Here is a 22,209-nt window from a genome sequence, read left to right on the forward strand (position 1 = left end):
GAAATTCCCCATCCCTTGTCCGCGGCACGCGCAAGGTCAACCGTCCCACCCGAGTCGTCAATTGCCGGGGATAAGACCCGTTTCGATAGCCTTTTCGTTCCTCTGTGCGCTCATAACGGCCGGCGCCAAGTTGATCCGTTAACTGGGCTTCAAGGATTTGATTCAAGACCTGTTCCAACAGTTTGGCCAGTCCTTGATCTTGCGACAAGAACCCGTGCAGGATTTCATCGCTTATTGTAATATTGTATTGAGCCATAGTTGCTTTCCTCCTTTTTGTTTGGTTTTTGGTTCACTTTCATTCTATCAAAGGGAAAGCAACGTGGCTCTTTTTACATTTCCTTTTTACACAATTTTACGGACTCAACTTTATCTTTTTATTAGTTATTTTCCGGATTATTGATGTCATAAATGAAAAATACCAGGAAATTACTATGGTTAGAAAAACTATTTTATTTATTATTGCTTGCCTGTTATCCGCAATGATCATTGGATATATGATGTTAAACTAAAGGCTCCATGGAACGATGATGCCTGCACAGTCTCATCCGGTTTCGCCCCAATTGGAGCGTGGGGCGAGTGTTTCGGATGGTTGAAAGATCAGGGTGTGTAAGGGGCAGAAACTATCATGATTTTTTTGGTTGTTTATTAATTCCTTTGGGTATGGTACTGATTTATGCAGAAATTAATCATTTGAAGAAAGAACTAGATGTAAAAAGTTTTTGGGATAAATTGTTTTTTATAATTTTTGGAGAAGAACTCGGAAAATTAGGTCTGGTTTGTATTTTGTTGGGGCTTGTCATGATTCTTGTTAATCAAAAATAGATGTTCCGCCAACTTTGACAAAAGCAATAAGCAGGCAAAAAGGTTTTACGGCTTTATTATCCGTTTGTCGTAGTCATTGATATTTGAAAAGGGGGTGCCATGGAGAGCTGTATAAAGAGTACCGGAATGATGAAAAATGAATTCCGGCATATGCCTTTCATCCTTCATTGGTTCACAAACGGAAAATTTCTCCCTCAGTTGCTTGTCTCTTCAACAATGATAATGGGTTACATGAAGTTAAATAAAAGCTTATTGGTTCCAATCAAATGGCGGGATGGGGATGAGATCGTTGAAACAAATGATAAAGGGCGCGTTCATTTATTTTTTTATCAATTTTGCAATTATCATGATCGCCGGTTTATTGTTTTTCCGTTCTGAAGTCAATTTTTCCGGTATCGTCAGGGCGTTGGTCATCGCTTCAGCTTCGGCGTTTGCATCGTTTTTGGTTTATTACCAGGAAAGAAAAAGAAAGGTGAAAAAGTAAAATGTGTTTTGCATTGGAAGGATAAATTTCCGTCCCGAATCCCGAATCCCAGGCGGGAAACTTTCAGCAGAAGGTCAATTTAAAAAGTTCAAAGGGCATGGGCCATACGTGCCGCGATGAAGGGAAAGGTTTTGCATTGAAAGAAATGGATATTTCAGGAAATCATCGACTTAATGCATCCGCTTGTGCGAAAAAAGGAATTAAGCGTGTTGGCGATCGACTTAAATGATATCTTTGAAAGCTGTTATAACTATATGCGTATGTTGTCCGAGCTGGCCGCCGCGGCTGAAGACATGTCGAAAGAAACCCTTATTGAAAAACTCATCGATATGGAAATAGAACTGGATCACATTCATTGGCACTATAAAAGCCTAAAAAAGGAGCTGAAAAAAATATACAACTCGTCAGATAAGTGATACGAAGTCGAGGAATACGCATCAATTGCCGGTGAAACTGTTGTAAAAAGCCCTCCGCCGGTTGATGTTAGATGCGGTACAAGCTCTTTTGGAGGAGAAGCTAAATCTTAATAAATCTTGCAAAGATAAAATGCGCGCCCATAAAGGAAAAGGGGATAACGATGCTGGAAATTTGGCATCCCGCAAATTACGAGCATGTCGATTTGCTAGAAGAAAAAGAAGTCATCAAAAGCCCAAGCGGCTTGATTATTAAAGTCGGGGATGATCGTAAAATTTTTAGTTTCATTTATGACCAACAAGGTCGGTCCGGCAATTTTGTTGAAGTCTTTCGATTTATGGACGAAATGAAGGCTGGCTATCTGTTTCAAGAAGCATCTGCGGCCCGCCGGAGATATTTTGGTGATGATCGCCATCCCTGGTATCTCTACAAATCAACCCGTTCCGATTTTATCCATTGGTACGACCAGCTGCCCGGACCGGGAACCGATCTTTATCCTGTCGAACATCATGTGATTTCTACCGTAGAGTCAACGTTCGAGATACTGAGTACGTATGAACCGAAAGTCATCGTCGAAAACATAAAATAAATGACACCGGTTTGGTTAACCGCAGGCTAGAATGTGCGTCCCTTTGAAACGGTGCGAAAAAAACGTCCGTTTCTCTTGGTGATGCCTAAATCCAAAGACGATATAAGGTGAAAGGATAGACCCGATTTATATTTTTTTTTGCAGGAAACGGACTGAACATTATTGAATTTCATTATTTAAATGAGGATATGAAAGTTAAAATATTCGAGATGTCGCTTGCAAAACGGGATATCGATGCCTGTTATTCGTTTTGTCACGATGGTGACGCATATCGCTCGAACGAGAGATCGGTGGGGGATATTCGTGTTGTCCTTATTACGCTCTTCGGTTTATTTGAGGTTTTGGTCGGCCCAGCTCGTCTCGGAATTCGGGGATGGCATTACAAAAACGTTGATTGTTTTTCTCGCGGCCAGCAAAACCAACAATCCCTTCATTATCGGGATGGTCATTTTTGCGCAAATGTTGCCGACGGCCGTGTTTGGGGTTTTTATGGGACCGTTGGCGGATCGCTATGCCAAGCGGTTGATTTTGGTCAGCATGGATCTTTACCGAATGTGCATCGTGCTGGCGATGCTTTTCGCCCAAAACCATGTTTGGATGCTTTTAGTTCTCATCGTTTTAGAGGGAATCGGCACTTCGTTGTTTGAACCGGCCCGCTCCGCATCCATTCCGCTTTTGGTGGACAAACAGAAGTTGCCCGAAGCCGTCGGTTTATCCCAGAGCACGACGCAAGCCATGATCATCATCGCACCCGCCGTCGCCGGGTTATTGTTTTTGGTTCATAATTACAACGCGATCTTTATTATCGACGCGTTCACTTTTCTTGTTTCGGCGGCGCTGCTCGTTACCCTGGTTGAACTCAATCAAAGAAACGAATCTTCCCAAGGGACGCAAGAATCTTATCTGACCGCCTTCCGCCATGGGATACGCGAAGTCTTCGGCCTTTCAACGTTAAGATTTCTGATCCTGTTACTGATCCCTGTAACCCTTGCGGCAGGGGTTTTAAGTACGAATCTCAATGCGTTGTTTTTGGTCGAGTTGCATGTGCCGGCCGTAAAATTCGGCTTTCTGGATGCCACCGTGGGCATGGGCGCCCTTTTAGGTTCATTGATTTCACCTTTTATCGTCAAGCGGATTCGCCCAAGCGTGATGCTGCTGGCAAGTACCGCCGCCATCGGCTTATGGATGATTGTTGTCCTCGTCCTGCCGCCTTTTGAAAGGTTAATGGGACTGTCGCCCATCTTTGCATGGTCCGCTCTGGTCGGCGGCCTGAATGCGTTGCTAAATGTTCCGGTCGGCGCTTTGTTCTTGGGAATAACGCCACAGGAATTGCTGGGCCGCGGTTCATCGATTTTACAGGCCACGGTCAATTGGGGACAAATGATCGGCATTTTGTTTGGCGGTTTTTTGGCCGGAATGACCGGGACACTTTATGCCTTGGCCGCGACTGGTCTGTTTATGGCCATCCTTGTGTTGTTTTTTCCGTTACTTCGCGGTTTCAAGGAGCTTTATCAGGTTACGCAAGAACCCAATCAAGTGGCATAGGATAAAAGGCACGCTCTATACCTTTTGAATATATTTTGGTTGGTCCGTTGCGGATCAGCATGGCCAAGACACAAAATACAGTTTTTTGTCATCGTCCATGCCAAAAGCTACTATGAAAACTATGACAATGCAGGATTGCGGAAAATCAGAAATGAAACGCTTGGATTTTGTCTGTTCAATTGATGTTTGTTGACGGCTTTGCATATCGGTGTCATCACCATTTTGTTAACCATGATCACCAATCTCGTGACGATTATCATGCTTAATCGCTCTTATAGACAAAGCAGGCGGGAGGATATTTCCTTTCTATCCAATGACACGGATCCGGCTTGGAAAGAAAAATTAATCGTAGTTGAGAAATATTTATTAATAATATTCAAGTGGGGCGGATATATACTTCTTCTTATGGTTGCTTTAATCCGCTTTAATTATTTGTTTAAAACGTATTTTAATCATCATCTTTTCGCAAGATCCCGCGAAGTTGAGCCGGCAGCTTTCGCAAATCGTTGAAAAGCATAAAAAACCTCAGTATGGGGCAATTTGATCGTTTCCTAAGCTAATGAATGTACCTCTCGTCATGGATCTAAGTCTGGAACACAAGGGGAAATCGGCATGCGGTTCCTACGTTGGTTTTTAACTTTAGGGTGGTATTTCTTGATCACGCTGATTGCCACGACTTATTGGAAAACGGTCGGCTGGTGGTTTTTGGTCGTTTGCGTCTTCGGATTATTCTTGGGCGAACACCTCATCAATAAAATGTTCGGTCAAGCCAAAAAGGATGGTGAGTGAAAACTGTACCAATGTGGTTATTGCTCCCGTGGACAGGAATATGGGCAGATTCTCGATAGAACTCATGCGACGGCCGCTTTTGGTCTGAAAGGTCCTGATGGTGTGTATTACGATGCCGATCAAATTCACAATGTTTCCCTTGCCACTTTGCACGGTGAATTCGCGACGGTTCTTCCTACGAAAGAACTTTAGGCTTCCTTTGAGGGGGGCCGATCTTCATCCAAAAGGGCAGACGTCTAGAAAAACATCTGGCTGGCTTGGAGAAAAGCAGGCGAAAACGTGCCCAGCGGATGGTTTTGCGGAAAACGCTTGGGTTCGGGGGAATGGCCATGGCTTTTGAACCGTGCCGGCGGATCGCCGTGCTCATGTCCGGCTTTCAGCAACCGTGGTTTATCGCAGGCGGATGGGCCATCGATCTGTTTGTCGGCAGAGAAACAAGACCGCACGATGATATAGAAATCGCCGTGTTTCGCAAAGACCAACTTAAGTTAAAAGAATACCTCAAGGGATGGGCGTTCCAAAAAGTGATGAACCACGCGCTTCAACCGTGGGAAAACGAAGTTTTAGAGCTCCCGGTTCATGAACTCCACGCGCGAAACCTCGAAAACGGCGATCGATTGGAAATTCTGCTCAATGAATCGGAAGGGGACGAATGGAGATTCCGAAGGGATGTGACGATCACCCGCCCGCTGCCGTCCGTTTGGAGCAGTACACAAACCGGTATCCCGTTTCTCAATCCGGAAATCGTCCTGTTATATAAAGCCAAACGGACGAGAGACAAAGACCATCATGACTTCATGACGGTAAAAGATCGACTGGATCGGACGCAACGGGAATGGCTCCGGCAGGCTCTGAAACGGCATACGCCCAACCACCCTTGGCTTAAACAGCTTTGAGCCATTGATTGATAAGCTTGCCGAGAGTGACGCCATTTACAAAGTTGATCAAGCCAATCAAGGGGGATTTCATGAAGATTCGAAGATGGAATGGTCATGAACCGCTGCCGATGGATTTGTTATTGCTGGCCGATCCTTCCCGTGAGCTTGTCGAGGAATATGTACAAAGAGGGCAGTGCTATTTGGCGGAAGAGGATGGGGAAGTCATCGGCGTTTACGTGTTGCTTCCCACAAGACCGCAAACCGTCGAGATCGTCAATGTGGCCGTCGCCGAAGCGCACCAGGGCCGAGGCATCGGGAAACAACTGGTTAAGCACGCCATTCAAACCGCCAAAGCCCAGGGGTATAAAACCGTTGAGATTGGAACCGGCAATTCAAGCATCGGCCAGCTGGCGCTTTATCAAAAGTGCGGTTTTCGGATCACGGGCATCGACAAGGATTTTTTCATCCGCCATTATGCTGAGCCTATATTTGAAAACGGCATCCCGTGCCGGGATATGATCCGTTTGTCGCAAGAAATTTAGGAGCGGCAGCCCCCGGCATGCACATTCGCAATCCGGATGAACCGCGAGTCGAGCCGGCCACCAAACTTGTCATTCTTAAATTTATGAAGGTCATCGTGTGACCCAACCGGCCATCACGCCATGGATGATATCTTTTTGGAAGGAGGTGCCAATTCGGTGGGGGATTTTGTTTTCTATTTTCTGCTTGCGTTCATTATCATCCTCATCATTAATTGGATCGGCCAAAACCTGCTCTTATACAATGTAAAGGTCGATAAATTAAGAACGGCCTTGGTTATCGTCGCTCAAAGTTTAGTGATCGCGATTTTGTTCACTTGGTTTTTATAAAACAAAAAGCCTCTTTCGCAGAAACGAGTCAGGGTTTAGCCGATTCAAGGGAATTTAAGGAAAAAGGAAAAGGGAAGAGCTTATGTGCATCAAATAAATAAAAAAGGATGCAACGAATAAATGATCTTGTCCCATTCGCCACAAATGGTCACACCCCAAGTCGTCCTCTATTATGCTTTCATTCATTTAAAAGATGGGGGATTAAAAAATTGATGCCTGTAACTGAAGGGCAAGAGAAAAAGAAGGGTTCGGTTTGGGAAGTGTGGAAAACGGCGACACGGCTCGGTTTGACGTCGTTTGGAGGTCCGATTGCCCATTTAGGTTATTTCCGGGAGGAATACGTTAACCGAAAAAAATGGTTGGATGATAAGACCTATGCCGATTTGGTCGCACTTTGTCAATTTTTGCCGGGTCCGGCGAGCAGTCAGGTTGGGATGGGAATCGGATATATACGAGCTGGTTTTCCGGGGGCATTGGCGGCTTGGCTTGGCTTTACGATCCCTTCCGCGTTGGCGCTCGTCTTATTTGCCCATTTTTTACAAGGCGCTTCCTTTCATGAAACCGGCTGGATACACGGTCTCCTCGTTGTTGCCGTTGCGGTCGTCGCTCAAGCGGTGTGGGGCATGGCCAAAACCTTTGCCTCCGATCGTTGGCGTGCCACCATTGCCATTGCAGCGGCGATTTTGACTTTGTCCATCCCAAGCGTTTGGAGTCAAGTGGGCGTCATCGCGGGCGCCGGTGTGATCGGCTGGTTTTCGTTCCGCAGAATGCAGGATTCAAAACCCGTGGCGCTCACCATCCCGTTTGATAAAAAGCTATCCTTGATATGGCTCATCTTATTTTTTGTTTTGTTGGCATTGTTTCCGTTAGCCCGGCCGTTCGTTGATTCAAACCTGTTTGCGCTCATGGACAGCTTTTATCGGTCTGGCGCTTTAGTATTCGGGGGAGGGCATGTGGTCCTTCCGTTACTGCAAACCGAAGTTGTTCGGTCCGGATGGATTTCAGCGGATCAATTTTTAGCGGGATACGGCGCCGCCCAAGCCGTACCCGGACCGCTGTTTACCTTCGCGTCATACCTTGGAATGGCCGGTTTCGGCTGGATTGGGGCGGTCGTTGCCACGCTAGCCATTTTTCTTCCGTCTTTTCTGTTAATCCTCGGGGCACTCCCTTTTTGGCATTGGCTCCGTCATCGCCCGCGCTTTCAAGCGGCCCTTATCGGCATTAATGCAGCGGTTGTCGGAATTCTGCTTGCGGCCCTTTATAATCCCGTCTGGATGAAGGCCATAAGCAATCCATTGGATTTTTGCCTGGCTTTAGTCGATTTTGGCCTGCTGATGGTTTGGAAATGTCCGCCTGGAATAGTGGTAGTCTTTTCCGCCGCCGCAGGGGCTGTCATCTCTTGGATTTCATAGCCGAAATTTGTTTAAGTATATCATGGCAGATGCTGCGTAAATCCTCTGCGTCTGGCCGCTATAAACAGAAAGAAAAGGGAAAGAAAGATGGATGAGATTTCGAGCCCATTCAAAAAAATCGTGTTGATTCTATTTCCTCTACGACGCCAACAAGAATTCATGTATAATAAGGGGAGCAAACACAAATGAAGAAAGGAGGGAAGGGACGATGGCCAACGTAACCAACGAAATGATTCTGCAGGCGGTCAAAGAATTGTCCGCGCAATTGATCAACCACAAGGATGAAACCAATCAGCGTTTTGAACACATGGACAAGTGTTTCGAACAGATTGACAAACGGTTCGAACAAATTGACCAGCGTTTTGAACAAATTGACAAACGGTTCGAACAAATTGACCAGCGTTTTGAACGCCTGGAAAAAGAGATCGGGCAAATCAAAGAACAATTAACCGATTTGGCGACAGGCCAAAAAATTCTCGTTGAAGAACTGTTTAACAATAAAACCGAAATTAAAAGAATTAAAAACGTATTAAATATCTATTAATCGCACCAACCGATCGGCTTTTGTTTCGCAAACCATGATCTGCCGCACTTTCAACAGTAATGCTCCTGCACCGATCCTGCCGAATCCATAAAGCCATCTTGTGTCCTTCCGCCTCGTGTATCATTTCCAAAGCTATTTATTTTATTGTTGGCCATTTGCCGCTGATTGCAAAAAAATCGCCATCGAGCGCGGCGGCGAAAAAGAACGCAAACCATAATAAGAGCTGCAACTCGATGGCTTTATTGTCATTGTTCATTTGAGAGAAGAGAAGAGAAGGCGCAACGTTTCACCGAACGGCAAAGTCCAGCTGCTTTGCGTCCCAGAATACAAGCTCACCGGTACCAAATTATAGCGCTTTGTTTTGATCCATTTTATCGACGGCTTTTTTGAGTTCATCGTTTGTCAAATGGGTATAGATCATCGTCGTTTGAATCGAGGCGTGGCCGAGCTGGCGGCGCAGTTTCGGGACGTCGTTATTTTCCGCATGATAACGGGTCGCAAAGGAATGGCGCAGCTTATGAACGGATAGGGCCGGTTTGCCGAATGCTTTAGCATACTTTTCGACCATTTTTTCAACGGCCCGCGGGGTCATCCGCCGGGAAGCGCCTTTGGGCCCCATTGGGGAGGACACGAATAACGCCCTTGTTTTATCGTCCAATTGGTATTTTTGCTTGCGAACGGCCAGATACTCTTTGAGATCCAAGAGCGCCTGCTCGCTGAAAAACACGTACTGTTCTTTGTTGCCTTTGCGGATGACGCGCGCGGAAAACTTTTTTAAATCCAGATCATCGATATCCAGCCCGACGACCTCCGATAAGCGCAGTCCGGAACCGAGGATGAGGGAGATGATCGCCGTATCCCGCTCGCGATTGCGCTGATAGAAATTGAATAATTTTTTATTGTCCTGGACCAAAACGCCGTAATCATGGGCGACGAAGCGTCGAAATTGTTCGTATTCCTCGTGCCAGAGAATTTTCCCGGCCATTTTTTGCGCGATCGTTTCTTGATCTTCTTTGACGGCATTGAGTTCGATTTTCGCCATTACATTGCGGGTGAGATAGGGTTCCAGATCATCCGTTTCTGCAATATTCTGTAAATAATGAAAGAGAGATTTCAGCGCCGAAATTTTTCGGTTCACGGTCAATGGCGTGTTGTCGAGGCGAAATTGTAAATAGGACAAGAAATCTTCAATTTGCGGAACGGTGAGCTTTTCCAGCGTGTCCAGAGGCACGTCGCGGCGATGTCCGGTCCAAAAGCCTTCGGCGACGAGCCAGTCGAAAAAAATGAGATAATCGTGACAGTAATTCAGCAAGGTTGCCGGCGACATCGTGCGCATTTTCTTTTGAATGAATTCCGCGACGTACCAAGGGAGTTCACGAATTTTTTCTTCGATTTTTTCGTAGGTGCGCAGTTGGGCGTCACGATTCACAAAAACCAACTCCTTAAAATGGGAAGGCTCACATAACAGAATTTCGGTACTTCCATTATAAACCATGGATATTATTTCGTCAAAATGATATTTTACGTAATAATTTTTAAAGCTGAATCCGGCTCACCTCCATGCCACCCACTTCAATGTCTGTCCTTTCCACATTGCAATTTTATGAACCTATTTGAGGCACAAAAAAATGCCCCATACACATGGCCGGCCGCCAAATATGATTTTATACTTGGGCGCTTTATTATGAGCCCGGTGCACTTAACGAGCGGCATTCGGCGGGTTCACGTTTTTTGTTGCAACCGGTCTAGCCGTTGGGACTTAAATTGATGATTTGGTCACACATATTAAATATCTTTTCACGATGTGAAATGATAAAGACGATTTTATTTTTAAAATACGTCTGGATGTTTTTTAACAGCTCGTTTTCCGTTTCGGGATCCAAAGCGCTATTGATTTCATCGAGAATCAGAATATCGGCTTCTTTTAATAATGCGCGAGCTACGGCAATTAGCTGCTTTTCGCCACCCGATAAATTCATATTCTTTTCATTAACCATTGTCATATACCCATCCGGTAATCTCATTATCTTTTCATGAAGACCGATCGATTTACATACCTCATATACTTTCTCGATATCCATATTTTTAAAACACGTAAGATTATCCAAAACGGTCGCGGGAAAAAGATGAACATTTTGCAAGACGTAGGATGTATGCCTCATCATTTCGTTTTCAGAAATAAATTGGTTCGATATCCCATTAACAAAAATGCCTTTGGGCTTATAAAAACCGCAAATGAGGTAAGTCAAAGTTGTTTTACCGCTGCCGTTTTGGCCTTTAATACCGACCACCGTTCCCTTTTTGAAGTCAAAATTTAAATTGTTGAAGAGCTTTTTGCCTTCATATTCAAAACTGACATCCTTAAACGTAATGCGTTCAATGCGATCAATGACGGTGCCTTTTCCGTCATCCGCCATTTTAAATTCATTCAGAAAGGCGATAATCCGAGTAAACGATGTTTTGATATCTCTGAGGATAATATCGATCTCAATGATCGTTCTAAGTTCATACGTCATTTGAATGGCATAGGTATTCAAGGTAAATATTTGGCCGATATTAGCTAATTTATGCAAGTATAAAATGCCGCCTATAACCACCGTCAACACTCTAAAAATGGATGAAGAAAAAAAGTTAACGTTTTTAACGATGCTCACTCTCGTACCGATTTTCACATGGCGTTTGAGATTTTCGTCGTTTCGCTTTTTCAATAGCTCTATCGATTTTTCCTCAAGCGAAAAGATTTTGGTTGTTAAAAAACCGGTCAGTTGATTCCGTAAGTCAATTAATAACATTTCTTCGGAGTGTTTATATTTTGTATAGAGCTCTTTGAGGGGTTTCGCCATGATTCTATGGATGAGGATAATGACAATATAGATGGCAATCATAATAAACGCGAGCAGATGACTGACGACGATCATCATTACGATAATGCCTACGGTGTTCGTTATGGCATCAAAGAGTTGAAAGACACTCGAAAACGTTTTTTCAATTTTTTCGGTATCTTTAATGACTCTCGTAATGATTTCGCCTTCGCTTTTTTTGTGAAACTTTGCCATCGGGGAATTTAAAATATTGGCATAGCAAAAAGCCCTTATATCGTTTTCTACCCCTTTATTGACGCGTTCAAAATTAATATCAACAAAAATCTGAAGGGCATCCCAAATAAAATAAATAGCCGCCAAAAGGATTAGACTCAATATGAGGCTTTGCACAGAAATATGTCGAATCTCCAGATCATGAATGATTTTGCCGAGGATGTAAGGTACGGATATAGAGCAGCCAATAATCACCAATTGACTCAAGAGGATCAAATAAATTTTGCCTTTATATGGTTTGAGGAACTTTAAAAAGAGACTAAGTTCTGAATTATTAATTATCTTCATATAATTTCCTCACCTCTCTTCATTCATTTTTAAAAAGTTACCAACCAATTATTTTTAATTTTTATATGACGATATGTCAATTCAAGTACGACAGTTCTACCATGAACGCTTCAAATGCAGTTTTCCATCCAAGGCATTTCTTAGGACGGTTATTCATGAACATTAAGGTTTCCGTGAGTTCTTCTTGAGTTACTTTAGCGAGATCTGACGCCTTAGGAAAGAATTCTCTTAAGAAACTATTAGCTTAGCGTTTTCATTGGTCCCGCGTTGTCAGGAGCAGTAGGGGTCGGTAAAATAAACAGAAACATTAAAACTTGCCTCGATCACTTTATGTCATGCGAATTCCTTGCCTCTATCAACAGTAGCTGTTTTGAATGCCCCTTTTGGAAGATTGAAAGGACGGTGCGATCTGGTGTTTCATGGCTAGATAAAAAACGGGTCTTCCGTTCAGCAAAGGTCGCAATATAGCCTTTACTTTTGCCCACGGCTCGCGATACAACTGTATCTCATTCCCAATGACCAAATTGTTCAAGTTCCCTTACTTCTGATCTTTGTTTAATGGATTTACCCATGTTAATGTGGCACGTGTCTTTCTTGATCGTCGGCGCTTACCCTTTTTGTTTGATCGCCCTAACTAATTTTACCTGCATATAGCCAACGATAAATCGTTTTAAATGACGACATGATATCCTTTAGACGTCCAGCTATTTGTGTTCTGATGACCAAGCCCGTTTAAGCTTTTCCTCAATCTCTTGGGCAATCTTTTCGTTCCATTTTCCTTGGGTTTAGAATAGAAACGTCGCTTTTCGTAAGCAGATTGAGCTTTTTCAGGCGAGTAACTTCCATTCTCCGTCTTATCGTGCGATGGTTAAGTGATGACGGTTTAAGGCTTATGCGATGGCTCGGCACGACCAACTGAGTTGGTGAAGAACATCTAGCCTTCCACGTTCAAACGTGCTAAGATGTGAGTATTCCATGATTGCTTCCTCCTGTAAATGTTGTGTGGTAACTCCATTTTACACGAAGCAATCATGGCTATTTTTGTTATTATTTATGGTGTCTCACTTCATATTACAATCTGTCATATATATTTAAAATTTGATTTTAATCCATATTCATCTAAGTAATTAGCAATTTTGCTCAAATTTTTTGGACTATATCCATTATTAAATAGTATGATTAATTTATTTGTATTTATAGAATAAGCTTGGATCGGGAAAGAGAATTTTTTTGAGTATTCTTTTCTCAAAAATAATTCTGATGTATAATCGCCTAAATAATTCAAAGAAAATGGGGATAAATGGTAAATAAACTCTGATGTTTTTATGCTATTATTTAATTCTCTAAATCTTATATTTTTATCTAAAACTTTTTTTAGCATTTTTTCATACCACGAATAAAAATCTGGCATATTAATATTAAATGTACATGGTATACCATCACTGAAATTTCCAATTGTGTTGAAGTAATTAAAGTTAGAGAAAAAACGCCAATTATATTGTATTCTAATCGGAATATCAGTTATTTTAAATTGAGTGCTTAGCATTGTAATAACTACATCTAAAAGTATCCTTAATATATTGAAATTAATATCAGATTTTAATCCATCTATTGTTAAAACTAAAGGAGCAGAAAAAATTAAGGGTTTATTAAAAGATGTTCTGTTAAGTTTATTATTTAGAGATACTGATGTTTTAAAGTATTGCCTATAGAGATCTGTTGTAATTAAATATTGATATTTTTCTTCATTATTTGCGCAAAGTATTTCTTTAACATAATGACGAAAAGGCATATGGTCTATTTTCTTATCAATAGAATTGGTCAAATATAATTTAATAATTCTTTCCGTGTGAATATCTGCAATTTGATGATCAATTAACATCACAAATCTATATTTATTTGTACTAATTTTTAAAAGAAGAAAATTATACATTAAATTATTAACATAACTTTTTTCACTTAAATTTAACTCAATAGTTTTAATTAATTCATTAATTATTTCTTCTTGTTGATAATTTATTAAGTGAGAAAGGTCAATAATACATTCCGATAAAAATGTATTACTAAATACTTTAAATTTATATTTATCCCCAATTTTAACAATAATTGTTTTGAAAACCTCTTGTTCATTTATTAGCTTATTTATTTGTTTTATTATATAATTTGGTGAAAAAGTAGTTTCAAAAGTAAAGTCTATTAAATAATCACTTCGTATTTTCTTACTTTCATTATTACCACAAATTTTGTTCATAATTATACCAATATCATATATAGTTTGGACAGAGGACCTAACTAAATTATTTTTAATAACATCCATATAGTTAAGTACAAATAGCTTCATATTTTCTATATTATATAATTTTGTGTGTTTTTTGGTTTCGACTTCTAAATCTGTGTTTTGACTATATTTATGATCTTCGCCTTTTACTTTGATTAATTCTGACAACTCTTTAATAGTGGGTGAATTAAAAACATCTTGTAAAGTAAGTGGTGTTTTAAATTTTTCTCTAATTTGATGTAATAATACTGTTGCCTTTATCGAACGTCCACCAAGTTCAAAAAAGTTGTCATCAATTCCAATATTATTCCTTTCTAACACGTCTTGCCATATCTGAACCAGTTCCATCTCTATCTCGTTTCTTGGCGCGGAATATAATTGGTTTGAATTTTGATTCAATGGATCAGGTAATGCTTTTTTATCTATTTTTCCATTTGGAGTTAAGGGCAATGCATTTAATGATACAATATAATTAGGAATCATATATTCAGGTAATCTTTTTAACAGATAGCTCTTTAATTCCCTTTCTTTCTTTTCATCTTTCCATACTACATATCCGCATAAATATTTTTCTCCATCCTTAAATTCTTTTGATATTATAACCGCATCCTTAACGTCCTTCATCTCAAGAATTGTTTTTTCTATTTCACCTATTTCGATTCGATAACCTCTTATCTTTACCTGATCATCATTGCGCCCGAAAAATTCTAAATTTCCATCAGGCAACCACCTTACTATATCGCCCGTTTTATACATTCTTTCTCCTTTAATAAAAGGATTATCTACGAATTTAGCTTTTGTTAATTCATCGTGATTTAAATAACCTCGCGCAAGTCCTGGGCCGCAAACACACAGTTCTCCCCATACACCAATTGGCACCAAGTGATTATTCTGATCAACAACAAACGTTCCTACGTTTCTAATTGGTTTACCTATTGGAATTTCCTTTAAATTGTTTAAATCTTTACGATCTATATGGTAAATTGTTGTGTCAACGCAACATTCTGTTGGACCGTAAACATTTGATATAACAACTTTATTTAATTTTTTATAAACATTACGGACAGTATCTACTAAAAGTCTTTCGCCACCAATGAGTAAATGTTTAAGCACGAGATCATTCTCAGGACTCAAACATTCTCCTATCATTTTTAAATGTGCCGGCGTACCATCTGACAATTCAATCTGTTGTTTTTCATAGTATCTAATTAATTCATATCCATCTTTTGTAATATCTTCTGTTACAATATGTAGCGTATGTCCATTCAGTAATAAAACGAAAATAAGTTCTACGGAAGCATCAAAGTGAAAAGGAGAAAGCATCGCTCCTTGAAGGTTATCATATTGAGAATATACTTCTTCTGATAATGCATGTACTAAATTCACGACACTCTGATGTTCAATTAACACCGCCTTCGGTTGACCCGTAGAACCGGATGTGTATATTGCATATGCTAAATCAGTTGGACTATTTTCTACAAAAAGGAAATTTGTAATATTTTTGTTTATTTCGTCTTGTATAGATATAACTTTACCGTTATAAGAAATATCATCGACTTCACCATTGACTGTTAATAATATTGAAATTGAACTATCTTTAATAATGAATTCTTTTCTTTCTGCAGGCGCCAAAGGATCAATGGGTAAATATGCTCCTCCTGAAAGTAAAATCCCAAAAATACCAACTACTGTTTCCAATGATCTTTCAGCGATAATACCCACTAATTGATTTGGTTTAACTCCTTCCTTAATTAGTGTTTGAGCAACTTGTATACTTTTGTCATACAGTTCTCTATATGTTAATTTCTGATTACCACATACTAATGCAATAGCCCCAGGTGTTTTTTGGACTTGTTTTTGAAACATTTCAGTAATCGTGATCCCCTTACAGTCAAAATACCCTTTATATGCGTAATTATTAATAATTTCCTTCTCTTCATTATCTGATACCATTTTTAATTCTCCGATTGTTGATTCAAACTTCCTATACATTTCTTTTAAAATTCTTTCATAATGGAACAAAAAATTTTTAATATATTTCTTATCAAAAAGATTACTATTATATTCTATACTAATCGATACAATCCCCCTCAATTCTCTTGCCATTATACTCATATTAAATTTGGCTGGTTGTAAATTGATAGGGAAATCTCTAATAACAAGATCCTTAACCTCTGGTTTTTTATTCATAAAATTATCCACACCAAAATCTACATCAAATAATGGGTTACCTTTATCTCTTTTTAAGTTTAATTTCTCAACCAATTTGTCAAAAGGATAATCCTGATTTTCAATTGCTCTAATAGTATTTTCTTTTACTTCATAAAGAAAATCTCTAACTTTTTTATTTGAACATGGTTTATTTCTCATTGCAAGATTATTCACAAACATTCCAACAATATTTTCTACATCTGGATGAGTACGTCCGAATACAGGTGTACCAACAACTATATCATTTGAATTTGAGTACTTTGAAATAACTATATTCAACGCTGCTAATAACACCATATATAAGGTACTTCCTGTCTCTCTCATCATATTTTTTATAATCAACTGGCACTCTTGATCAAATTGATATTCAACTTTTCCAGCTATTTTAGTATCATCTACTACATTACTAAAAGTAGAAGGCAAATAGGGCTTTTCAACAAAATCAGAATATAAATCGCACCAATAATTTTCTTGTTTCTCAAGTTCATAAACAAAATCATTTTGCTCCCATTCAGAATAGTCTTTATATGATAACGAAACAGGTGGAAGCGGTTTTTGATTATATAAGTCAAATAATTCTGATATTAATATTTCGCACGAAATACCATCTGCGATTATATGATGTATATCACATAAGAGTATGTGTTTATTTTTATTTATATGAAATATGCCCGCTCTTAACTGACATGGTTTTTTTAAATCAAATGGTTTAATGAATTTTTTTAATAAACTTTCCAGTTTATGTTCTTTTTGAACGTAATATTCTAATTTAAATTCAAATTTTTTATGAATAATTTGAAAAAGATCGTTTTCAACTATGTGAAAACTAGTTCTTAAAATATCATGCCTTCTAATTAGATTATTAAATGCTTTTTCTAATTGATCTAATTTTAAATCCCCTTCTATTTCAAAAGCTAAAGGAATATTATATTTAATATTAAATGGCTCCATTTCAGTTAATGTAAACATTCTTTTCTGCGCAAAGGAAGTTTTATAGTATTTTTTTGATCCTGTATTGTAAATTTTTTGAAATCTATTATTAATATCTTTCTCTATTAACCCAGAAATCTCCCTTATAGTAGGAGTTTTAAAAAAATCACTTAATGATAGTTCAATATTGAATACCTTTTTAATTTCACCGATTAAAAGAGTTGCGCTTAATGAATTACCACCAAGTTCAAAAAAATTGTCATCAATACCTATATAATCACACAATAGAATATCCTTCCATAAATTAGATAGTATATATTCTCTTTTATTCCTTGGAGCTGTATAATTTTTGTTGATTGATAACTGTAAATCTTTTATAAGTTGGGCTCTATTGATTTTTCCATTAATTGTTAGTGGGATATTTTTTAATTGTTTAAAGTATTTTGGTACCATATAATATGGAAGATATTTCAATAGATAATCCCTAATAATTTTACTTGAAATTTTATTATCACTAGTAAAATATACTACAAGTTCCACCTCGGGATTTTCGCCGACCGGTAAAACAACTACTTCCTTTATTCCCTTAATTTTTAATATAAGGCTCTCTATTTCACCAATTTCAATCCTATATCCTCGAATTTTAACTTGATGATCTTTACGGCCAATAAGTTCAATATTTCCATCTGATAGTATCCTACCAAGATCTCCAGTTTTGTACATTAAATATTGTTTATCAAATGGATTTTTTATAAATTTTTCTTCAGTTAAATCATTTCTGTTGAAGTACCCTTTTGATACACCTTTTCCAGAGATATATATTTCACCGACCTCTCCGATTTGCGTTTTTCTTAAATGATTATCTAAAATATAAATTTGATAACCTTCTAATGGTTTCCCAACAGGAATTATAGCGTCTTCTTCGGATGTGCACTTATAATAGGTTGCGACTACAGTAGTTTCAGTAGGACCATACATATTGTATACTTCTGAGTATTTGATTAAATTGGTATAGTATTCCTTTTTAAGAACATCACTACTACTTATAAAAATTCTAATAGACCTCATAGGGTTTAATTTATTAAACTCATTTAATGTAATGGGAGTACAAATCAATATTGATACTTTGTAAAAATCAATAATCTCTTTTAATCTAATAGGATTTAAGATTTCCTCATCCTTTGGAATGATAACCTTGCCCCCACTTGACAAAATTGTAAAAACCTCGCCAACAAACCAATCAAAAGAAAAGGATGTTTGTTGCAATGAAACATCTTTTTCTGATATATTGAACGTTTTATTAAAACTTGTTATAAAAGCTACCACATTTGCATGTGTTGCAACAACTGCCTTTGGTTTTCCGGTCGATCCAGAAGTAAAAATAATATATGCTGGAGAATTTTCATCAATTTCGGTTAATAGATTATTTCCATTCCCAACATAATTTTTATTATCATCAATTAAAATGATCTCTAAATTAAAGTCATCTAAGAGAAATGATTGCTGGGTTAACAAAAATTTAATTTTACAATCTTTTATTATAAATTTAATTCGTTCTTTTGGATACCTTGGATCAATTGGAACATAGACAGCACCAATTTTTAATAAAGCTAGTACCGCGATTATCATCTCATGGGAACGTTTTGAAATAATACCTACAATCATACCTTTTCTTATGCCTTTTAAAATTAGCTTTCTTGCTAATTGATTTGCACGCGAATTTAATTCAGAATATGTATACTTTTTTCCATCGAAAATAGTTGCAATTTCAAGAGGTTTTTTCCTCGCTTGATTTTCAATAAAATGATGTATAAGCTTTCCATAATAAACGCTATTTTCATTCACTGATTTATTACAATTCTTATCTAAAAGTTCTTTCATTTCCCTTTTATCCACCTATTTCAACTCCTATCAAAAATGGATTTTATCTAAGATAACATTATTTTGATTACCTATAGGTTTAAGGTGAAACGTTTAAGTAACTTTAGTCTTTGTTATTGATTTAGCGAAACAAGAACATAGATTATGCAAGGATAAGAAACATAAAATTAAAATTTATATCTTTTTGGGTATTTATTAAATGGGGTGTATACTGATACTTATGAGCGGCTTATAATTGGAGAGTATAAATAGGTGTTTTTTGAATTATATATTGAAATATAACATATGGTGATTTGTTTTAATATAGGAAAAAGGACCTATTTTTTATTCTTTATTCTTTACGGGCTGTGTCAATAAATTTATATAAGCTTTTTTCGAATCTCTTTATTTGCCCGTTCAATCATGTTGGTATAGATGAATTTGCGCACATCTTTAGGATATTTATAGAAATTCAGCAGGGCGAATCATACATTTTCCCATGATTCGATGCCCCTTTTCATTTTTTTAATTTTCTAGTCTAAGCAAATCCGCTTTAAAAACAATCAGAGACTAGCTCCGTTGGATCTACCTTTCTGACTTTAGAGAGCGTATTCCGCATTTTATGTACGATACACTGTTGCACATCTGCCTTAGGATATGGCGAATGGCGGTTTCCAATCCCGGCAGCTCATCAAAAATGCCAAGTAATAGGCGCCGAACCCCGCAATGATAAAGGTCTTCTAAGATTTCTTTTCTGGATACTTGGGGATTTTTCCCCGACATAAAAACCTAAGGCTTCTTGTTTGCCCTCAAGGGTCAATCCCTAAGGCCAAATATATCGCTTTTTCATCGAATCCCGGCGAACATTGAAAAATAACGCATCTAAATAAACCGCAAAATAGTTCGGCTCTAAGGGGCGTATTTGCTATTTTTCGATATCTTTTAGTCCGTTTTCGTAATTTTGGCTGGTAAATAAGCATGTCTATTTAAAGGTTGCTCTACAAATTTGCCGATTTGACGCGGGCTACCCTTTCCTTTATAAAGGGTAAAGATCGTTTCAGATCGTTTCTCCAAGGAACTCGTTCTGTCTTTTGTAAGGCTCAAACAACACGATATGGAAGTTCACGTGTAATATGGAGGCATCAAGAGTTGTAGCAGTTTTAACAGTGGGTAAAGTAAAGCCTGTACGGTAGCCTTTTCTGAACGATAGACACCTTTTGTCTAGCCACAATATCCCTAAATCACACAGCAGAAAACAAGCGGTGATAAAAGTTATTACTATTTCTCCAAAAGGCAATTCAAAACAGCTACCGTTGATAGTGAAAGTAATTCGTATACTCAGTTTTGTTCAATTCCGATTCTGTTTTTATAATCACTCTTTAATGAGATATCTATTAACTCTTCATGAATAAAAAATTAAGTGCAAAATAGTTTTTTCCAACTTAGCTTTTTAAGAGTAAACTTGTAAAATACCCCCTTTTTGTATAGAACTGCAACCGAAATTATATAATCATTTACAATAAATGTTTTAAATACAAAATTCATATATTTACCGCCATTAAAATCCAAAGGAACTTTAAAAGATTTTAGAGAAAGAGAAAGACCTAAACCTAAAGCTTTAGTTAAAGATTCTTTTAATGTCCATATTAAATAAAATCTTCTTAATTTATCATTTTTATTCATTCCATTATTTACAAATTCTATTTCTTTAGGTAGATATATCTGTTCCATAATATCAAGATAATCTTGTTTAATATTTTCAACATCTATCCCTATATGTAAATTCGAACTAATAGCGCATGTAACAATTCCATTCGAATGGGACAAATTAAAATATATTGGTGGTTTTCCTCTTGGTATACAATCTCTTTCTACAAATAGTTTTCCAAATGAATTTTTATAAAAAGAAATTTTCCTATTTGATGTATTAAATTCTTTGCTTATCATATTTTTAGCAAGTATTCTACCCGTTAAAAATTCAATTTTTTTATCTTTAGTTCTATACCTTTCGAAAATTTTCCTTTCATTAATATCTAAAATTGATACTTTTTTATACAAGATATCTTTTGGTATCTCTTTAGGCAAAATAACAAAATATATTTTAATTGTTTTAACTTCCATCATTAAACTCCTCCTAAAAATTCATCAGTTCGTTAGCTAGACATCCTCGATTAATGTCTGTTGCTATGTCATACTGTTGTAATTTGTTCGGTTAATTCTATTTCGTTTATTGAATTGTAAAACATCCTTTGAATTGTCCATGGGTCCCCTGTCATCTTGAGTTAGATAATAAATCATTTATCGTATTACAGATCGCTTGTTATATTTAAATTTATATGGTACCTAAAAGTAGTCATTTCGTGTAACTTTCTAAAAAAATTCAGTTGAGCTATATTGGCGTTAGCATGATGTTTATGAACGATCGAATGACATCTCGAATATTTCATCTTATCTTTTTTATCATATAAAGGTGAATTTTATAACATATAGTTGATAAACATTGCCTAAACTGAAATTTTTATTTACCATTTTATTCTTTTCTCTTTGGCTTGTCCATGACGTGATGAAGTTGAATCACGCCATTCGTCGGAAAAGACTCAAAAGGGGGAATGGTTCGTAGAAGCGATCTTGATGGGGAAGAGGCGTATGGCAGATTTGATCTTGCATGTAACCCGTGATCCTTTCTTGAAGTTATATATAGGAGGCTGCTTATGAAGGTCACTCAAACGACGGATTACGAACTCATTGCCAAGTTAAATCAGCCCGTGCAACAGATCCATTTTGAGCTAAAACCCGATTACTTTAAAGAATATAACTATGACGATGTAAAACAATTTTTCAAAGACATCGTCCATAAAGACGGTTTTATCTTTCTTCTTTTAGAAGACGGCGGGGAGCCCCTCGGCTTTGCGATGATCGAGATTCGGGAATATCCCGAAAACCCTTTTAGAAGAGCGTATCGATCCGTTTTCGTCCACCAAATCAGCATCGTGGAAACCCAAAGAAAAAAAGGTTACGGCACGCGATTAATGGAAGAAATCTATAACATCGCTAAAAAGCATGGCATTGATGTCATTGAATTGGATTATTGGGTCGGCAACACCGTGGCAGAGAATTTTTAGAAAAAAACACGGATTCGTCAAGCAAAGGGAGTTCGTATATAAAAAAATATAATCTCCCTTCTCTTGCTCTTGTTTAGAC

The 22,209-nt window shown here is 38.0% G+C and carries 17 protein-coding genes and 2 pseudogenes; 12 read left to right on the forward strand and 7 right to left on the reverse strand.

The window, feature by feature from the left end:
- On the reverse strand, positions 1-256 hold a 256-nt coding region (locus CCB157_RS11355), incomplete at its 3' end, for a transposase (RefSeq protein WP_193432292.1).
- Between the two features lie 329 nt (positions 257-585).
- Here CCB157_RS11355 and CCB157_RS11360 point away from each other — a divergent pair.
- The 11 genes and pseudogenes from CCB157_RS11360 (at position 586) to CCB157_RS11410 (ending at position 8,346) form a co-directional block, all read left to right on the forward strand.
- The gene (locus CCB157_RS11360; protein ID WP_143287022.1) at positions 586-822 is read left to right on the forward strand and encodes a hypothetical protein; all 237 of its coding nucleotides are present in this window, start codon (positions 586-588) and stop codon (positions 820-822) included.
- A 690-nt stretch (positions 823-1,512) separates the two neighbouring features.
- Positions 1,513-1,722, forward strand: a complete 210-nt coding sequence (locus tag CCB157_RS11370; RefSeq protein ID WP_238594685.1) for a hypothetical protein — start codon at positions 1,513-1,515, stop codon at positions 1,720-1,722.
- A gap of 161 nt (positions 1,723-1,883) precedes the next feature.
- Positions 1,884-2,309: a hypothetical protein gene (locus CCB157_RS11375; protein ID WP_077616016.1), complete on the forward strand. Its 426-nt coding sequence runs from the start codon at positions 1,884-1,886 to the stop codon at positions 2,307-2,309.
- 258 nt (positions 2,310-2,567) lie between these two features.
- Positions 2,568-3,854 (forward strand): MFS transporter, encoded by a 1,287-nt coding sequence (locus tag CCB157_RS11380; RefSeq protein ID WP_238594691.1) that lies wholly within the window; start codon positions 2,568-2,570, stop codon positions 3,852-3,854.
- A 612-nt stretch (positions 3,855-4,466) separates the two neighbouring features.
- A complete protein-coding gene (locus CCB157_RS17640) occupies positions 4,467-4,643 on the forward strand; it encodes a hypothetical protein (protein ID WP_158077291.1) in 177 nt (58 codons plus the stop codon).
- A 66-nt stretch (positions 4,644-4,709) separates the two neighbouring features.
- A pseudogene (locus CCB157_RS18075) lies at positions 4,710-4,835 on the forward strand (amidase); the annotation flags it as partial.
- 137 nt (positions 4,836-4,972) lie between these two features.
- The gene (locus tag CCB157_RS11395) at positions 4,973-5,539 is read left to right on the forward strand and encodes a nucleotidyltransferase domain-containing protein (RefSeq protein WP_077616019.1); all 567 of its coding nucleotides are present in this window, start codon (positions 4,973-4,975) and stop codon (positions 5,537-5,539) included.
- A 71-nt stretch (positions 5,540-5,610) separates the two neighbouring features.
- Positions 5,611-6,063, forward strand: coding sequence for a GNAT family N-acetyltransferase (locus CCB157_RS11400; protein ID WP_077616020.1), 453 nt, complete (start codon positions 5,611-5,613; stop codon positions 6,061-6,063).
- Between the two features lie 156 nt (positions 6,064-6,219).
- Positions 6,220-6,390, forward strand: a complete 171-nt coding sequence (locus CCB157_RS17645; protein ID WP_158077292.1) for a hypothetical protein — start codon at positions 6,220-6,222, stop codon at positions 6,388-6,390.
- 212 nt (positions 6,391-6,602) lie between these two features.
- Positions 6,603-7,802 (forward strand): chromate efflux transporter, encoded by a 1,200-nt coding sequence (gene chrA / locus CCB157_RS11405; RefSeq protein WP_077616030.1) that lies wholly within the window; start codon positions 6,603-6,605, stop codon positions 7,800-7,802.
- 208 nt (positions 7,803-8,010) lie between these two features.
- Complete coding sequence (locus CCB157_RS11410) at positions 8,011-8,346, forward strand: hypothetical protein (RefSeq protein ID WP_077616021.1); 336 nt, start codon at positions 8,011-8,013, stop codon at positions 8,344-8,346.
- A 346-nt stretch (positions 8,347-8,692) separates the two neighbouring features.
- Here the strand turns inward: CCB157_RS11410 and xerS are convergent, their stop codons facing one another.
- From xerS to CCB157_RS11435, 6 genes and pseudogenes are all read right to left on the reverse strand, one after another.
- Positions 8,693-9,775 carry a tyrosine recombinase XerS gene (gene xerS / locus CCB157_RS11415; protein WP_238594687.1) on the reverse strand — a complete coding sequence of 361 codons (1,083 nt, stop codon included), beginning with the start codon at positions 9,773-9,775 and terminating at the stop codon, positions 8,693-8,695.
- A gap of 316 nt (positions 9,776-10,091) precedes the next feature.
- The gene (locus tag CCB157_RS11420) at positions 10,092-11,729 is read right to left on the reverse strand and encodes an ABC transporter ATP-binding protein (protein WP_077616023.1); all 1,638 of its coding nucleotides are present in this window, start codon (positions 11,727-11,729) and stop codon (positions 10,092-10,094) included.
- A 76-nt stretch (positions 11,730-11,805) separates the two neighbouring features.
- Positions 11,806-12,706, reverse strand: a pseudogene (locus CCB157_RS18370) (IS30 family transposase).
- Between the two features lie 104 nt (positions 12,707-12,810).
- The gene (locus CCB157_RS11430) at positions 12,811-19,044 is read right to left on the reverse strand and encodes a non-ribosomal peptide synthetase (protein ID WP_077616024.1); all 6,234 of its coding nucleotides are present in this window, start codon (positions 19,042-19,044) and stop codon (positions 12,811-12,813) included.
- Positions 19,045-19,388: 344 nt separating this feature from the next.
- Entirely contained in the window at positions 19,389-19,487 is a 99-nt protein-coding gene (locus CCB157_RS18470; protein WP_143287024.1) for a transposase, read from the reverse strand.
- A gap of 937 nt (positions 19,488-20,424) precedes the next feature.
- Positions 20,425-21,129 carry a 4'-phosphopantetheinyl transferase family protein gene (locus tag CCB157_RS11435; RefSeq protein WP_158077293.1) on the reverse strand — a complete coding sequence of 235 codons (705 nt, stop codon included), beginning with the start codon at positions 21,127-21,129 and terminating at the stop codon, positions 20,425-20,427.
- A 590-nt stretch (positions 21,130-21,719) separates the two neighbouring features.
- Here CCB157_RS11435 and CCB157_RS11440 point away from each other — a divergent pair.
- Positions 21,720-22,130 (forward strand): GNAT family N-acetyltransferase, encoded by a 411-nt coding sequence (locus CCB157_RS11440; protein WP_238594688.1) that lies wholly within the window; start codon positions 21,720-21,722, stop codon positions 22,128-22,130.
- Positions 22,131-22,209: the final 79 nt, after the last annotated feature.

It is taken from the genome of Caenibacillus caldisaponilyticus (genome assembly GCF_002003465.1).
GTDB classification, from domain to species: domain Bacteria; phylum Bacillota; class Bacilli; order Bacillales; family Sporolactobacillaceae; genus Caenibacillus; species Caenibacillus caldisaponilyticus.

Bases quoted from the DNA above. Each gene is read 5' to 3' on its own strand.
- CCB157_RS11360 (WP_143287022.1), top strand. From the start codon at position 586: ATGGTTGAAAGATCAGGGTGTGTAAGGGGCAGAAACTATCATGATTTT.
- CCB157_RS11375 (WP_077616016.1), top strand. From the start codon at position 1,884: ATGCTGGAAATTTGGCATCCCGCAAATTACGAGCATGTCGATTTGCTA.
- CCB157_RS11380 (WP_238594691.1), top strand. From the start codon at position 2,568: ATGGTGACGCATATCGCTCGAACGAGAGATCGGTGGGGGATATTCGTG.
- CCB157_RS17640 (WP_158077291.1), top strand. From the start codon at position 4,467: ATGCGGTTCCTACGTTGGTTTTTAACTTTAGGGTGGTATTTCTTGATC.
- CCB157_RS11395 (WP_077616019.1), top strand. From the start codon at position 4,973: ATGGCTTTTGAACCGTGCCGGCGGATCGCCGTGCTCATGTCCGGCTTT.
- CCB157_RS11400 (WP_077616020.1), top strand. From the start codon at position 5,611: ATGAAGATTCGAAGATGGAATGGTCATGAACCGCTGCCGATGGATTTG.
- chrA (WP_077616030.1), top strand. From the start codon at position 6,603: ATGCCTGTAACTGAAGGGCAAGAGAAAAAGAAGGGTTCGGTTTGGGAA.
- CCB157_RS11410 (WP_077616021.1), top strand. From the start codon at position 8,011: ATGGCCAACGTAACCAACGAAATGATTCTGCAGGCGGTCAAAGAATTG.
- CCB157_RS11420 (WP_077616023.1), bottom strand. From the start codon at position 11,729: ATGAAGATAATTAATAATTCAGAACTTAGTCTCTTTTTAAAGTTCCTC.
- CCB157_RS11435 (WP_158077293.1), bottom strand. From the start codon at position 21,129: ATGGAAGTTAAAACAATTAAAATATATTTTGTTATTTTGCCTAAAGAG.
- CCB157_RS11440 (WP_238594688.1), top strand. From the start codon at position 21,720: ATGAAGGTCACTCAAACGACGGATTACGAACTCATTGCCAAGTTAAAT.